17 protein-coding genes are annotated in these 14,705 nt (G+C 67.1%); 8 read left to right on the top strand and 9 right to left on the bottom strand.

The annotated features are described in order from the left end of the window. The first annotated feature begins 3 nt into the window (after nt 1-3). Complete coding sequence (locus tag ACTXG6_RS30700; RefSeq protein ID WP_445182891.1) at nt 4-270, top strand: NAD-dependent epimerase/dehydratase family protein; 267 nt, start codon at nt 4-6, stop codon at nt 268-270. Continuing rightward, nucleotides 270-572: a hypothetical protein gene (locus tag ACTXG6_RS30695; protein WP_445190141.1), complete on the top strand. Its 303-nt coding sequence runs from the start codon at nt 270-272 to the stop codon at nt 570-572. Before ACTXG6_RS30700 ends, ACTXG6_RS30695 begins: the two co-directional genes overlap by 1 nt. Before the next feature lie 237 nt (nt 573-809). Here the strand turns inward: ACTXG6_RS30695 and ACTXG6_RS30690 are convergent, their stop codons facing one another. Next, nucleotides 810-1,160, bottom strand: a complete 351-nt coding sequence (locus tag ACTXG6_RS30690) for a hypothetical protein (RefSeq protein WP_445182890.1) — start codon at nt 1,158-1,160, stop codon at nt 810-812. Nucleotides 1,161-1,641: 481 nt separating this feature from the next. Between ACTXG6_RS30690 and ACTXG6_RS30685 the strand changes: the two genes are divergently transcribed. Beyond that, complete coding sequence (locus tag ACTXG6_RS30685; protein WP_445182889.1) at nt 1,642-2,814, top strand: DUF6777 domain-containing protein; 1,173 nt, start codon at nt 1,642-1,644, stop codon at nt 2,812-2,814. Between the two features lie 50 nt (nt 2,815-2,864). Here the strand turns inward: ACTXG6_RS30685 and ACTXG6_RS30680 are convergent, their stop codons facing one another. From ACTXG6_RS30680 to ACTXG6_RS30670, 3 genes are all read right to left on the bottom strand, one after another. Further along, nucleotides 2,865-3,716, bottom strand: a complete 852-nt coding sequence (locus ACTXG6_RS30680) for an SDR family NAD(P)-dependent oxidoreductase (RefSeq protein WP_445182888.1) — start codon at nt 3,714-3,716, stop codon at nt 2,865-2,867. Between the two features lie 100 nt (nt 3,717-3,816). Then, nucleotides 3,817-4,704, bottom strand: coding sequence for a hypothetical protein (locus ACTXG6_RS30675; RefSeq protein WP_445182887.1), 888 nt, complete (start codon nt 4,702-4,704; stop codon nt 3,817-3,819). A gap of 47 nt (nt 4,705-4,751) precedes the next feature. Then, entirely contained in the window at nt 4,752-6,266 is a 1,515-nt protein-coding gene (locus ACTXG6_RS30670) for a PEP-utilizing enzyme (protein ID WP_445182886.1), read from the bottom strand. A gap of 699 nt (nt 6,267-6,965) precedes the next feature. Between ACTXG6_RS30670 and ACTXG6_RS30665 the strand changes: the two genes are divergently transcribed. Further along, nucleotides 6,966-7,598 carry a TetR/AcrR family transcriptional regulator gene (locus ACTXG6_RS30665; RefSeq protein WP_445182885.1) on the top strand — a complete coding sequence of 211 codons (633 nt, stop codon included), beginning with the start codon at nt 6,966-6,968 and terminating at the stop codon, nt 7,596-7,598. A gap of 317 nt (nt 7,599-7,915) precedes the next feature. Next, nucleotides 7,916-8,515, top strand: a complete 600-nt coding sequence (locus ACTXG6_RS30660; protein WP_445182884.1) for a hypothetical protein — start codon at nt 7,916-7,918, stop codon at nt 8,513-8,515. 31 nt (nt 8,516-8,546) lie between these two features. Here ACTXG6_RS30660 and ACTXG6_RS30655 read toward each other — a convergent pair whose 3' ends face one another. From ACTXG6_RS30655 to ACTXG6_RS30640, 4 genes are all read right to left on the bottom strand, one after another. Further along, entirely contained in the window at nt 8,547-9,197 is a 651-nt protein-coding gene (locus ACTXG6_RS30655) for a LuxR C-terminal-related transcriptional regulator (RefSeq protein WP_445182883.1), read from the bottom strand. A 222-nt stretch (nt 9,198-9,419) separates the two neighbouring features. Further along, entirely contained in the window at nt 9,420-10,181 is a 762-nt protein-coding gene (locus tag ACTXG6_RS30650; protein ID WP_445182882.1) for an SDR family NAD(P)-dependent oxidoreductase, read from the bottom strand. Between the two features lie 240 nt (nt 10,182-10,421). Then, the gene (locus ACTXG6_RS30645; RefSeq protein ID WP_445182881.1) at nt 10,422-10,673 is read right to left on the bottom strand and encodes an antitoxin; all 252 of its coding nucleotides are present in this window, start codon (nt 10,671-10,673) and stop codon (nt 10,422-10,424) included. 52 nt (nt 10,674-10,725) lie between these two features. Beyond that, on the bottom strand, nt 10,726-11,424 hold the full coding sequence (locus ACTXG6_RS30640; protein WP_445190140.1) for a GntR family transcriptional regulator: 699 nt from the start codon (nt 11,422-11,424) through the stop codon (nt 10,726-10,728). Between the two features lie 243 nt (nt 11,425-11,667). On the opposite strand from ACTXG6_RS30640, the gene ACTXG6_RS30635 reads away from it, so the two are divergent. From ACTXG6_RS30635 to ACTXG6_RS30625, 3 genes are all read left to right on the top strand, one after another. Next, nucleotides 11,668-12,108: a hypothetical protein gene (locus tag ACTXG6_RS30635; RefSeq protein ID WP_445182880.1), complete on the top strand. Its 441-nt coding sequence runs from the start codon at nt 11,668-11,670 to the stop codon at nt 12,106-12,108. A gap of 25 nt (nt 12,109-12,133) precedes the next feature. Then, entirely contained in the window at nt 12,134-13,084 is a 951-nt protein-coding gene (locus ACTXG6_RS30630) for a polysaccharide deacetylase family protein (protein WP_445182879.1), read from the top strand. Between the two features lie 153 nt (nt 13,085-13,237). Then, on the top strand, nt 13,238-13,363 hold the full coding sequence (locus ACTXG6_RS30625; RefSeq protein WP_445182878.1) for a hypothetical protein: 126 nt from the start codon (nt 13,238-13,240) through the stop codon (nt 13,361-13,363). 114 nt (nt 13,364-13,477) lie between these two features. Here ACTXG6_RS30625 and ACTXG6_RS30620 read toward each other — a convergent pair whose 3' ends face one another. Further along, complete coding sequence (locus tag ACTXG6_RS30620; RefSeq protein WP_445182877.1) at nt 13,478-14,689, bottom strand: aspartate racemase/maleate isomerase family protein; 1,212 nt, start codon at nt 14,687-14,689, stop codon at nt 13,478-13,480. Nucleotides 14,690-14,705: the final 16 nt, after the last annotated feature.

Here is a 14,705-nt window from a genome sequence, read left to right as displayed (position 1 = left end):
TCGATGAAGGTCCTTGTCACGGGCGCACAGGGCAAGGTCGGCCACGCCGCAACGGCCGCGCTGGCCGAAGCGGGCCACGAGGTCACGGCCTCCGACGTCGGCCGCGGCGTGTTCGAGCGGCCGCTGCCCGGCGAACCTGCCTACCAACAGGCCGACCTCACCGAGGCCGGCCAGGCGTTCGCCATCGTGCACGGGCACGACGCCGTGGTACATCCGCCATTCCGGACCCGACGCACAACCCACCCCACGTCGTGTTCCAGAACAACCTGATGGCGACCTTCAACATGCTCGAGGCGGCGGTCCGCTTCGGCGTGCCGCGGTTCGTCAACCTCTCCAGCGAGACCGTCCCCGGCTTCTTCTTCCCCGAGCGCCCGTTCGGTCGCGCTGATCATCGAGATCGGGTCGGGCGTCTTCTTCGTTGCGCTGGTCGCCCTCGCCTTCGCGGCCCCGACGTCGGGCCGGCCGGAGTTCCTGCGGGTCAACGTCATCATCACCCTGGTCTGGGCGGTCAGCTTCACCCTCGGGCTCTGGTAATGGCCGGGCCGGGCAGTTGCAGGCGAAACCCCCGATAGCGCTCGAACTTGATCACGCCGAAAAAGGGGCGGGCGCCGGTAACCCGGACACCCGCCCCTTGGACGTCGAACCTCGATTCCCCAAGACACCCCACCGCGGCTGGTCGATGGAATGTGCGCGTCCACGCCTCAACGAAAGCGCGTGGCTACACAATCGAGGTCCGTCGTCCTTACTGCTGATTTCGCCTATACCTGGAAGAACCACCCAGCTGAGGCGTGTCGGCGTACGGACACGCCTCAGCCGTGGGAGTCGGAGTTCTTCTGGTTCTTGGCCAGAATTCCCAGAACGCCTTCGAGGACGCTGTTGTTGCAGGCCTGGATCGGGACCTGAACGGTGGTGTCCTGAATGTTGATCAGGCCGGCCTGCTTGTGCCTGCCGTCTGACTCGTCCTTCGCGCTGTTGTCCTGGTGGCAGCTGGCACCACCATTGTCGTCATCGTCGTTGCCGTCATGGCTGTCGCTGTCACCGTCGTGGTGGTGACTGTGGTGGTCCGAGTCGCCCTTGTAGTCCCCGGCGAAAGCCAGTGGGCTCAGGGCGAGCAGGCCGGCAGCGGCGGTTGCCACCACGATTCCTGCCTTCTTCAGCACAGTTGATCTCCGTTCACAATCAGCGGTGGTTCTCGACGACCGCAGCGGCTGCCAGCGGCAAAGGGGGGAGCCCTGCCGGCAATTCTCAGCATAACGGACCGCGGTGGGAATTGACAGGAACCTAACTGAAATAGAACTGATCACGACTTGGAATAAGTTACGCCTGATTTCGAGTGAATTGATTCGTCACCGAACGCGTTCAATACTTTATGCGTGTTGCCTGTGGGGAAGGGGAGTGGCCTGTGGGTGTAGGGATCTCGGGCAGTGAGGCCTTCGCGTGTGACTGATGACTTCTCAGCACTTCCGCCTCTTCTTCCACTTCAGTCACTCCAGTCACTTCAGCTGCCACCTGGCTCTACCCTTGTTCACCCACACGCTGTTAGGTTGTCGCCTCCTGCAGCCAGCCGGGTGACAGCGCCGCCAGCCCGGACCACCAGCCTGGAGCATCCTCGATGGTCCATCCGAGCGAGGAGCAGACAACATGGGTGAGGCGCCGGGGTCCGAGCGGGAGCGCCCACCCTCTCGCGAGGACTTGGAATGGTCAACCCGCCGGAAGATCCAGGTCATCCTGGCCTCGGTCGGCGTCGTGGTGCTCCTGGCGGTTCTCTGCTATGCCGTCCCGGCGTTGCTGAAGAAGCCGGCGGGCGTCGTTGCCGCTCCGGCCGCGCAGGGACAGATCCTCCAACTGCCCGTCGACGCGCCCGGCGCCGACCCGTTCAGCCCGAGCGTGGCCGCGCCGCTGGCCGCACCGGCCGTCGGCGTGGCCACGACCACTGCCGCCGACGGTGGTTCCGGTGTGAACAGCGCACTGGGCGATACCGCGTCGCTGTACGCCGGAACGGCCGGCAGCCCAGGATCCGAACCCGCTCGTCTCGTCTCGTACCTGCAGGGCGATCCGAGCAAGGCCGGGGCATGGGCGCAGGTGCAGGGCATTCCGTCGTCGAATATCACTTCCTTCATCTCCGCCCTCACTCCGGTGCTGTTGCGTTCGGACACCCGGGTGACGGACTACGTCTGGCAGAACGGCCAGTCCGTCGCGCGGCAGTCGGTCCTACAGGCCGGAACCGCCGTCCTCGTCGATGCGCAGGGCCAGCCGAGGGTCCGGGCGGCGAGTGGGAACCCGCTGCGGCCGCCGGTTCCGGTCCCTCCCGTCCCGCTGTACTCCGGGACAAGTTGGGAAGGCTTCAGCCCCAGAAATCTTGTGGTCGTCGAGCCGGCGCCGAGTCCGGTCGATCACTTCGTCCTCTTCGACCTGGCTACCGGCCAGACGTTTGTGCGTCCCGCGGGGACACTCGGTACGCAGGATGTGGTCTCCGCGACTATGCCGCACCCGGCCGCGCCATCTCCACCCGCGCCGGTCCCGGCGCCCGTTGCGGTGGTCGCCGCCTCGCCGACCGAGGAGTCGGACAACTCGCACGACTCGGATGACTCGCACGACTCGGGTGACTCGGGTGACTCGGGTGACTCCGACGACCACTGGAGCCACCACGACCACGACGGCGATGGCGGCGGCGGGCATCACGACGGCGATGGTCACCACGATGGTCACCACGACGATGGTCACGGTGGCCATGACGGACCCGGCAGGCATCAAGGCGGTCACCGACACGGCGGCGGGGACGGCGGCCATCACCATGACGGTGGGCATCGCTAGTGCCCGGTGCCCACGGTCCACAGGGTCAACTGCCAGGCACGACAGGTTGGTCAGCGGGAGCTGGGTGTGTCCGCGCCGCTGACCATCTCGGACAGGCGGGGGAACTGCGCTGTGGAGGTCCAGCCGCCGTCGATGCGGAGCTCCGCTCCGTTGACGAACCCTGACTCGTCGCTGATGAGATAGGTGGCCATTGCGGCGATGTCGTTGAGGTTTCCGTACCGGGTGAGCTGTGCCTGGGCGATCCTCGGACCCGCGACGGGATGTGCCGCGACGTCGCCGGCGAGTGCGTCGCCGAGGACGAGCCCGCAGATCATGGTGTTGACGCGCAGACCCTGTGGGCCGTAGTCGGTGGCCATCTGGCGGGTGAGAGCGCCCATTGCGCCCTTGCAGACCGAGTAGGCGGGCAGCGACGCGATGCCCGCGACCGCCGCGAGCGAGGAGATGTTGACGATGGACCCGCCGGGGGATTTGAGAAGTTGCGGGATGGCGTACTTGCAGGCCCAGAACAGCCCGTAGATCCCGACCTGGATGATCCGTCCGAACCCGTCGGTATCCATGTCGGCGATCGGCCGTTCGCTCGATCCGACCTGGTCCATGGCCATGGCGTTGTTCACCAGGGAGTCGAGTCGACCGGTGGGCGCGGCGGCCGCGGCGATCAGCTCCCGCACACTCGCTTCATCGGTGACGTCCGCCTGGATGAACCGTGCCTGACCACCTTTGTCGGTGATCTGTTGTTCGATCTGCCGACCCTGGGTTTCACTGCGCCCGGTGAGCACCACGCTGGCTCCCTCGGCGGCAAACCGCTCCGCCATGGCCGCTCCGAAACCTTTCGTGGAACCGGTGACCAGCACGGACTTACCGTGTAGACGCCCAGTACCTGCGTCGGCGGGCTGGGTTTGCATGCCGGAGCCTTTCAGTTCCCACGCGAACCCGGCCGGCTGTCCTCAGCGGATAACGACAGGCGGCCGGGTTCGGTGGTGTGCGAGGTGGTCGTGCCGCTGGTCAGGCCTGCCGGCGCAGGATTCCCTGCTCGATGATCCCGAAGCCCACGTCGCCGTCGCTGGTGCGGACCTCGACGAGGTCGTCGTACGAGGTGAACGCCACCGGCCCGGTCGGATCGTTGAGCGGGCAGTTGATGCGGGCCTCGGGCTTACCCAGGCTCAGACTCAGGGGTGACCCGTTGTCCAGCACGAGGTCGAGTTCGGCGATGTTGCCCCACGGGTCGCGCCGGCGGACCGTGGCGTCGGCGACGCTCTCGTTCCGGGACCCGACCAGCTGCCCGTGCGCCGGGATATCTCCATCCAGCGTCTGGAACTTCATGGTGGCCAGATCGAAGTCGTCGAAGAGGAAGAACCCGGCGTAGTACTCGGTCCAGGACGAGATCTCCTGACGGAATCCCCACGTGCGGTCGCGGACCACTCCGCCGGAGAGCTGGAGGGTGGTCGATCCCATCGTGACGGTCCCGGTGAGGGTGCCGGCCTGCTCGAAGTGCTGCAGCGGCTCGTTCGGCCGCAGCCCGGGCAGGGCTCCGGACGGCGAGTAGTCGATCGCCTCCCGAAGTGGGCTGAGATCCAGGTGGAGCTCGAAGTCGTCCGACTTCGCCTCGAGATGTCCGCCGAGGTCGAACGAGATGTGCTCGGACTCGAACGTCATCGGGTTCAGCCGTTCCCAGATCTCCGCCGGGCGTTTGTCGACCACGACCGAGCATCTGGCCCACATGCCCGCATCGGTGCGCCCACCCTGCAGGTGGGTGGTGCCGTAGAAGCCGCGCTCGCGGTCGTAGAGGGTGAGGAAGAGGTTCTCCCGCCACGGCGGGTCGTCCGGTGAGAAGACGCGGTCGGTGTGCATGGGCTCGGCCAACGGCCCCCACGGGCCTCGGGAGTCGGACATCTCTCGTCCTTCCTGGAGTCGATCATTGGTGAACCTTGATGGGACGGTCAGGAAGAGCTGGCGGCACGTTCGAGCACCGTGACGATGCCGGTGGTGCCGTCGACCCGGCAGCGGTCGCCGGTGCGGATGCTGCGGGTCCCGGTGATCGTGTTCACGACACAGGGCACCGCGAGCTCGCGCGCCACGATGGCGGCGTGGGACAGCGCCCCGCCGATGTCCACCACCAGGGCGGCGGAGATGAACATGATCGACGACCAGCTGGGGTCCGTGGCGGCAGCGACCAAGATCTCGCCGGGCTCGACGTAGTCGAAGTCTGGGTCGGTCACCACCCGCGCGAATCCCTCGACCACACCCGGACTGACCCCGACACCGTTGACCGAGTCCGCTGCCCGCGACTCCGCCGCAGCGACGATGGGTACCGGGTCGCCCTGCCAGTGCGTGGGCAGTTCGATCGAGCGGTAGTAGGCGTAGCGCTCGCGGCGACGCTCGATCAGGCCGCGGATGTCGTCCGGGCGGCGGTCCGCGATCTCACTCTCGGTCAGGAAGAACACGTCGTCGCTGGTGGCGATCGTCCCGTCCGAGGCCAGGAGGTCACCGACCCGCCGGGTAGCTGCCCGGATCGTGTCCGAGGCCTGCAGGAACGACTCCTTGGCCATGCCCCGGAGCGGGATCACGGTGCTGGCGGTGTGCAGCACCCGGCGGGCCAGTGGACGCCTGACCGGAGGCAACGCCGCGAGGATGTCCCGCTCCAGCTCGAGGCGGCGATCGCGCAGTGCGGCTTCCCGCGCGAGCGGGTTCCGCTCCTCGTCCATGACGGCGTACTCGGCGACCAGCCGATGCAGCGCGGTGGCGTCCTCACGCCACACCCGCGACGACAGCTCGCCCTCGTGCGGCCCATGGAATCCGTTCCGGTCCACGACCTCCGAGATGTCCATCTCGCCGCGGGACGCTCTCCAGAGATCAGCGACCACCGCTGTCTCAGGGACTGATCCGTAGCCGCTGGCGAGGCTCGTCATGTCGCCGACGCCCACGCCGGCCGTGAGCTTCTCCAGGACGTTGTAGATCGGCTGCACCACACAGAACAGGGTCGTCGCCTGCAGCGCCACGTTCCGCCGGAAACGCGCCGTCGCCTCCGAGAACAGCCGCACCGCGGCCGTATGGTCCAGGTCGGGAACGGACGCGATCTGACAGCGCCACCACTGGTGGGTATCCGCCGCTGTGGAACGCAGTACGGACGGAATCCGGAAGAAGGTGTACGGCATTCGGGCGGCAATGATCGGGTACCGGCGACGGGTCCTCAGACCGACCAAAGTTTCCGGTACGCGACCGAAGACCTGTTCCGCGATCGCGGCTCCGGATGTGCCGGGGATGCGATCACCCATGGAGCACAGGAAATCCAGCTGCACGGCGCCGCGCCCGTAGAAGGCCCTCGAGAACCGCTCCTCCCGATCGAGGGGTACCCGTGCCTCCCCGCGGGTCGCCGCGCCCAACGCGTGGAATGCCGCACGGGTTGCGCCCTCGGCGGCAACTTCCCACAGATCCCAGGTCAAGGTGGTCAGCACACCAGGCAGCGCCTCGCCGATATTGGCCCGTGACCACAGTCGGCCGGGGGGGCTCCCGGCGTGCAGCGGATCCCAGGACTCCGCCGGCAACGGCCCCGCGGCAGACCCTGCCGCAGGCAGCTCGGACCCGGGCCCGGAAGGCGAGAGCGCGGTCATCCCGCAAGCCGGGACCGGGTCCGCGACAACGGCGCCGAAGCGACCAAGCCGGGAGGACAACCGCCTACGTGGTGACACAGCGTGGTTTCAAGATGCACCATTGCACCGCTCACTTCGGGGATCGATGAACGCGTGGGCCGAGGAACGAAGGTTAGAGAAGGTTTGAACTGCCCAACGTAGAGCAACTGCTATCTGAAGGTAGAGGCTCGCCAGCAGGCGGTCAAGTCCGCGATATCACCCGATCCGGCTCAAAGCAGCGATCTGAACTGGGTAGATGATCGGCCTGCCGGCCGAGGTTCCCAGGCGGAGCCTCTTCGAGTGGCAGCTATAGAGCGATCACTACTCGCATTGGGGTGACGTCGTCATCCGGCGCCCACTGCCTCCGGCGCGCGCGTCACGCGGAGGACTCGGACGAGCGTGGCTGCCCGCCCCGGTGACTGTGAGTGATGGACACGGCGACCGTCGGGACGAAGGGTGGCGTGGTCGGAGCTGCCGTCCGGGTGTGAGACCGGGCAGGCGCCCGCATCTGAGATAATCGCTCCGATGGCCACGCCCCCGGGATCTCAAGATCGTTCGAGTGGTGCCCGCGTCGCGCGGTCGTCCGCCGTTATCCGAGAGCTGATCCTGAACGCCGCTCGGCAGTGCTTCGCCGAGGGCGGCCTGGCCGGCACGACAACCCGGCAGATCGCGGCCAGGGCCGACGTGGTCGAGAACCTTATCTTCAAGCATTTCGGCACGAAGTCCCGGCTCTTCGACGAAGCAGTCGTCGAACCATTTCAGCGCGCCATCGATAAATTCATCGTGCAATGGACCTCCCGGTCGAGTGGGCCGCATTCAGGTGAGGTGACCGCCCGGGACTACATCGAGAGTGTGTACGACCTGCTCGAGGGTCATGCCGAGTTGCTGTTCGCGCTCATGAAGGATCGGCGGCAGGAGAAGCCGCTGCTGCCACTGCTCCAGGAGCTCGAACGCGTTGCTGCCTACGAGACGGGTGCGCAGGGCTGGACGGGAGTGGATATCGTGGTGCTCACCCGTCTTCAGTTCGCCGTGGTTGCTTTCAGCGCGGCGTTCGACGAATCCCTTTACCCATCAGGCGCCCGACGCCCAAGTCGTGATCGCATCATCACCGAGATGGCAGCCTTCTTCGTCCATGGAACGGCCCACCGACCCCAATGAGGCCTGTTCCCGGCGGTGCCAGTGGTGCGGGGGTGGCGGCCGGGTCGGGCGAGGGTGCGATGGGCCCGCGAGGCTGCCAGCTTTCGCACCACTCCGACGGGTGGTGTGCCCCTCGAGGCGAACCGCTAGATTGAGTCATTCCATTCACGGCTAAATTGTTTCCGCCAAGTTACGAGTAGCCAGGCGGCCGACACTCGTTCTTCGACTCCCCGGTGTCGGGTCGCCGATGTGGGGGGACCATGGGTCCGCAGGCAGCAAGCGCTTCGGTACGTCTACAGCTCCCGCTGAAACGCCTGAGAACGCCGGAGCAGTACCGGGTGACCGATCTTGCACTCGACTCACCCGGGCGGGACTCGGTGACCGTCACGTGGGCCGACGGGCGCCAGGCTCACGCCACGGACGAGGCCGGGCTCAACAATCTGGAAAACTATCCCAAGGCCGATATTGCTGAAATTGACGTCCATTACACCGACGGTTCCCAGCTGGTATTCGAACCGAAACGCGGCCTTGTCACGGTCACCGGTGACGACGCCGATGACGCTGTCGCGTGCGCCATCAGGATTCAGAACGAGTACAGGTCGATACCGGACCGGCGAGGCATGATCGTCGGTGCGACGCTGTTGCTGCGCGTCTCGATGATCGCCATCATCGTGTCGGTCGCGATCCTGTGTCTGCACTTTGCGGCCAACGAGCTGGCGCCGTATCGGATCGGCCTTCTCATCCTCTGGGGGGTCGTCCTGGTCGGGTGCGGGACGTGGTCGGAGTACCTCGAGTGGCGCATGGACCCAGCGCGGACGCGGCTGCTCCCAGCGCGTTCGCACTGGTACAGCCAGCCCGCGGTCCCGATCGCCACGATCAGCACGCTCACCGCGGTGGTCCTCGTCGCGGCCGCCGTGTTCGTGCGGCTCTACCGCTAGCTACTGGCCGGCCGGCTCTGGTTTGCCGCGGTTATGCCGAAGCGGCCGCATGGCTCAGGAGCGCGACCGCTTCGAGTTGGGAGTTGACTTCGAGTTTCGTCAGGGCCGACCGGATCTGGGCGCGGACGGTGGTGATGGAGACGGCGAAGTGTGTGGTGATGGCGCTGGCGTGGTGACCCTGGGCGAGAAGGTCGAGAACCTGTCGTTCTCGGTTGCTGAGCCGATCGAGGCGCTGGACGACCCGGTTCCGCTGGGCTTGGTGATCGCGGTGGCGTTGCTCCCAGGTGAGGCGTGCTTCGTCGGTCATGGGTTGCTCGCCAGCGGCCGCGGCGTGCACGGTACTGAGCAGGGTTTGGAAGGTATCCGACATCGAGACGGCCGCGACCGCGCCGGCGGCGACCGCCGCGGCGATTCGAGCCTCGTCGTTGGTGCCGCTGACCGCGACCACTGACCAGCCGCGTGCGCACAGTGGTCTGACAAGGTCGACGCCGTCGATGTATCGGCCACGATGGTCGCGCCCCAGGTGCAGATCGAGCAGTGCGAGGCCGGCCGGCAGCCGCACCAGCTCCGCGAGGATCGTCGCGGTCCCGCCGGTGGTGGTCAGTTGGCGTGCATCCAACTCATGGGAGCGCAGCACGAGCGTCAGCGTGTTGCTGAACATTTCATGGTCGTCGATAATCACGATGGGTCTGTTCGCGCGGTCCTGGGCGACCGGTCCCGCGATCGCCGGGTGTGCGGTGTAGCCGTGAATGGACTGCATGAAGGATCCTCCAGCAGGCTGGTGATCAGGGCCACCCGAGGTCCGGGTGGCTCGGATCAGGTCCAGCTCAGCGTGTGCCGTTGGCACAATGGGGACAACCTCCCGAGCGAAAAAACGATGTAAAGAATAGCCTACTTAATTTGGTCATTCTGCTGAGCTCTCGCTCAGACTTGGCTCTGACCTGCTGTTATTAAGTCTCGCTGAGCTCAAGCTGGCATGGTAGCGGCGAGTTATCGGATACTTAACCCTCCTGTGACGCTTGCTTGCGAACGTGAACAGGTCTCGGAGCGGGTGGTGGTCAGGCTCTGCCGGCGAGCGGGTCAGGATGTGCGCGGCGGGCTCGGCGGTGGCGTAACGGTGGCCGGTGCCGCCCCACAGGTTGATCCGTTCCGGATTGCCCGAGGCCGCCCCGCCTTGCCCATCGGGCTGGTCAGGTGGTGCAGCGCGGGGTAGCCGACCGGGGCCAGCGGTGTGTAGCGGTCGGTGAACTCGTTGCGCAGCGCCCTCGCGGGCCGGCCGGTGAACCACTGTTCGGTCCCTCGATGGATCGGCGAGGGCGGCCTTGTACGGCGGTGACGCACCGCTCTCCCCGGCGCGCAGCAGAACGGTGCCGACGCCGGGTCCGGGGATGCCGAAGGTGAAGCTGACCACCGGGACCGGGTCCGACAGCAGCCCGAGCATCTGCGCGACCGCGCGCTGGGTGATGGCGAAGAACCCGGTGAGGTTGACCGCGATGATGCTGGCGTATTCCTCGGCGGTGTAGTCGGTGAACGGCTTGGCGATGAAGACGCCGGCATTGTTGACCGAGGTGTCGATCCGGCCGAACTCCTCCAGACCCTGGTTGATGACCTGCTCGGCGGTCGCGGGGTCACCGATGTCGCCCTGCACGGTCCTGTGGTGGGTCACCTATGCCTGCCAGGCATCAATCGTGCCGTCCCGCGCAACGGGCGCTGAACGGTCGCTGCCCCAGGTCCGGTGTCCTGAGTGCGCGAAGGCCCGTTGACCTGGTGAACTACCAGGTCAACGGGCCTTCTCTCCGTCTGCATGGGCAGTGGGCTCGGGGCCACCGGTGAGCCCGCCGGCTAACACCGGCTGAGCGAGCGACATTCGGGCGGTGCATTCACCGCCTGGCGAAAGAATGTTCGGTCAGGCCGGGTTGGGCTCGGGCTCAGCGTCGGCGGTTGGCGCGGCCTGTGGGGAGTCGGCCGGTGCGTGGGGTGGCGGCGCGGTGCTGTCACCGTCGCCGGTCATGGCCTTGGCCTTGCTCACCAGGCCGTCGATGAGTCCGTCCTGGCCGGCGAACCGTCCCTTGGCGGCTTCGCCCACCTGGCCCAGCGTCTTGTCGACCATGTCGTCGTGCTCATCAAGCAGTTCTTTCGCCTTGTCCAGGAATCCCATCGGCTCACCTTTGCCCCGACACCGGGGACACGCAAGCGTCACTGAGCTCGTCTCAGCGGGATGCGCCGGCGAGGGCGGCAAGGACCTCTTGGCGGGACGAGTGAATGTGCGACCTGGCTGTCGCTTCGGCCCGCGCGGGGTCGCCGGCCGCAATGGCGTCGAACAGTGCGGCGTGCTCCCGCCAGATCCGGCCGGATTCGTTGCTGTTCCACAGTAGGCACTGAATGCGCCCGCGCACCGGGCCGAGTATCCCGTCCAGGATCTCGTTGCCAGCAAGGTGGGATATCTCGTCGTGCAGTGCTGGATTGACCCGGTCGATCACCGCGAAATCGCCACTGTCGAGTGCGGCGCGCCCGTCCTCCAGGATATGGGCCAGGACGCGCACGCCGGCCGGCGTGATGTTCTCGGCGGCCAACCTGGCCGCGAGGACCTCCAGGCATTCCGCGACATCGAACAACTTCGTCACCGTTGCTGGATCGAGGGTCCGGACGCGGACCTTGCGGCTCTCCACCGTGACGAAGCCATCGGCCTCGAGCATGCGGATCGCCTCGCGCACGGGCAGCCGGGATACGCCGAGGACTCCTGCCAGATCCAACTCGAACAGCCGTAGCCCGGCCGCCAGCTCGCCGTAGACGATCCAGTCCCGCAGCACGTCCCGGACCCGTTCCCGCAGTGGCGGAGTTCCCGGGCCGCTGGCGCGCAACCGGCTCAGGACCCGTTCGGACGGCGTCGGCAAGGGCACATGGTGCATCGACAGCGTCATAACCGACTCCCGTGCACCCGCCCCATCGTAGCGGCGGGGAACGGCGATCGGGTTTCCGGTTTGTGTTGTCCAGGTTTCCCGCCACGTATACATGGGGCCGGAAAGTATACGTACTTTCGGTTGACCGGCCGCGATAAATTGTGAAGAATCGGGTCAGTATATGGTGACAGTTCAATTCTTTCCAGATCTATCAGGATATGGATGAGAATCTCTGACGGGCGGTCTGAAGGAATGATGGCCTTCGATTATTTGGCGAGCTGCCGGTGGTTGCTCGCCGCCACGGGAGCCAGTCGCACCACCATCCGGCTCACCGACCCGGCCGGTGTGCCGGAACTTGTCGGCGAGGCGGTCGCTGACGGCGTTGGATCGATCCGGGACAGCACGCCGGTCAACGCCGCTCTGTACCCGACCTACCAGTACCTGGTTCGCACCCACGACCTGCTCATCCAGAACGACACCCGCACTCATCCGGTGCGTCCGCCGGAGATCCTGGTCGACGAGTTGCGCGTGTATGCGCAGATGCTCGCGCCGATCGTCCGTCACGCCGCGGTGGTCGGCGTCATTTCGGTGCACGTGCAGGGACGTCCGCATCACTTCGACGCCAGACAGGTCGCGGCGTTGCGCGAGACGCGACGACTCCTGCAGGCAGATCCGCCCGGATCGGATCGCTGACGTGCGAGACGGGAAAGGGAGCAGCATGGGCGTTCCATCCGACCGCGGGTCGCGGGCCGACGGGCCGCCCCGCGACTTCGTGGGCTACGGGGCGGTGCCACCGGTGGTGCACTGGCCACACGGTGCGCGCGTCGCGGTCAGTCTGGTGGTCAACTACGAGGCGGGCGCCGAGTACAGCTACGAGGCGGGCGACCAGCGTCGGGAGACCGTCGGGGAGTTCGGGTTCGCGATCAACCCGACCCGGCTCGGCGTTCCGGATCTCTGTATCCAGTCCACCTTCGAGTACGAGAGCCGGGCCGGCACCTGGCGACTCGCGAGGATCCTGGACGAGTACGGGGTGCCCGCCACCTTCAACTGCTGTGGTCGGGCACTCGATCACAACCCGGAGATCGGCGCCTACATCTCCGCCGCCGGGCACGAGGCGATGGCACACGGCTGGCGCTGGGAGGAAGCGTGGCGGCTCAGCCGCGAGCAGGAACGTGAGTTGATCCAGCGGGCCGTCAGGAGTATCGAGAGCGCCTGCGGCGCTCGGCCGGTCGGCTGGCATTCAAGATGTACCCCGTCGTCACAGACCCGCGAGCTGATCGTGGCCGAGGGCGGATTTCTGTACGACTCGGACGCCTACAACGACGACCTGCCCTATTTCGTCGAGATCCGGGGCTCGCGGCATCTGGTGGTGCCGTACTCGCTGACCTTCAATGACATGCGGTTCGCATTCCCTGGATACGCCGACCCGATGTCCTTCTTCACGTACCTCAAGATGGGGCTGGACGACCTGTGGGACGAAGGTGCGACGCATCCGAAGATGATGACCATCGGTGTCCACGGGCGGTGGGCCGGCCAACCGGGACGGGCCCGGGCACTGCGGGACTTCATCGACTACGCGCGGGGCAGGGGCCAGATCTGGTTCGCCCGCCGGTCCGACATCGCCCAGTGGTGGCTCGACCACCACGACGAGTTCCGCCGCCAACCCTAGCCCTCGCGGCCCTTTTTCCCCTCACCCGTCACTTGCGTCTCGCTAGTTCAGAATGACGATGCGAGCGACTCAAACCGGAACGTACGTTGTCGGTGCTCACTGGAGCATCGCGGCACTGCTCGTGCCACGGTTCGCACCGTCACCGGAGCCACCATGATCCGACGACTCCTCGTCGCCACCACACTCGCACTGGGGCCGTCCTTCCACCCCCGTCGGCCGTTCTTCTTCGCTCACAGGTTCCACCCGCGGTTCTACTTCTACCGTCACCACGGCTGGTGAACAGCCACAACGTCTAGACACATCCGCCCCCGGGTCATTCCGGGGGCGGTTCGGCGTTCAGCGGTCGCGTGCTGCCCTAGCGGCGAGGTAGCGGGCAAGGTCGGCGCCGAGCACTCATGAATTTCCTCGCGGGTGGCTGTCGATGATCTTCTGCGTCTGGTTTGCCGCGGTGTCGACGGCGGCCAGGTCGGCCTCGGACCAGGCCCGTTCGGTGAGGCTGTGGACAGACAGCCAGCCCAGCAGCCCGCCCGCCCCACGCAGCGGCGCCAGCACCTGCGCGCGCACGCCGTAGACGTCGATGAGTGCCTCCGGCGGGCGCGGGTCCGCCCGGAAGTGGGGCTGCACCAGCACCCGGCCGTGCTCGGCGAGCCAGCGCACCGTATTCAGCCCGCGCTGGTCGAGCGAGGCGTCGCGGCGGATGGAACGGACCCTGGGCCCGAGCCCCTCGGCGGCGGTGCGGTCGACGCCGAGGCCGTGCTCGGGCAGGTCGACGCGCAACGTGGTGCGGTCCGCGCCGGTGGCCGCCAGCAGCTCGTCCACCACGTCCTGGAACGCGGCCCGCCGTGCCCCGGAGGCGAGCAGCTCGCCCCAGCCCGCCACGGCGGTGCCGAGCACCTGCCACACCGTCGCCGAGGTGCTGTCGAGCACCGGGATCCCGAGCCGGGCCTCGGCGTCGACGACCCGACCGGCGCCGAATACGTTGGTGCACACCACCGCGACCGCGTGCACCTCGCCGTCGGGACTCCCCGCGGCGGTGGCGACGAGCTTGTCGACCTGCTCGCCGGTCACCTCCGCGAACGCGGCGTTCTCGGTCAGGCCCAGGGCGGCCGAGGCTACGACCTCGATTCCGGCGCCCCGGTAGACGTCGGCGATCCGGGCGACGACGTCGTCGGTGTAGGGGACGGCGAGCCCGAGTCTGGTGACCCCGTAGGCCCGCAGCGCGTCGAGCAGCGCCAGCGTCGAAGTGGTGGCCGGGATCCCGGTTGCCTCGGTGACCGCCGCGCACAGAGCCCGGTCGTGCTCGATACCGAGCCAGGAACCGGCGGTGCCACCCCAGGTCACGACGTCGACGTCTGCGTCGGCCAGCAGTCGGGCCGCGTCGAGCATCGCGTCGGTGCTGAACTGCCGGTCCGCCCGCTCGTCCAGCGCGATGCGGGTGACCGGTATCCGGGCGAAGTGCGCGGTGGCGGTGCCGGTGCCGGTGCCGGTGCCGGACAGCATCCGGTACGCGGTGGGCTCCAGGCAGGTGTTGGAGGACGGAGTGATGATGCCGATCCGCCGCGCGCGGTCCGGGAGAGCTCTCGGACGGAGTGGTGCTTGACCCATGAGTCGATCCAACCGT

Source organism: Pseudonocardia sp. Cha107L01 (genome assembly GCF_052566575.1).
This window is presented reverse-complemented; position numbering and strand designations above follow the sequence as displayed.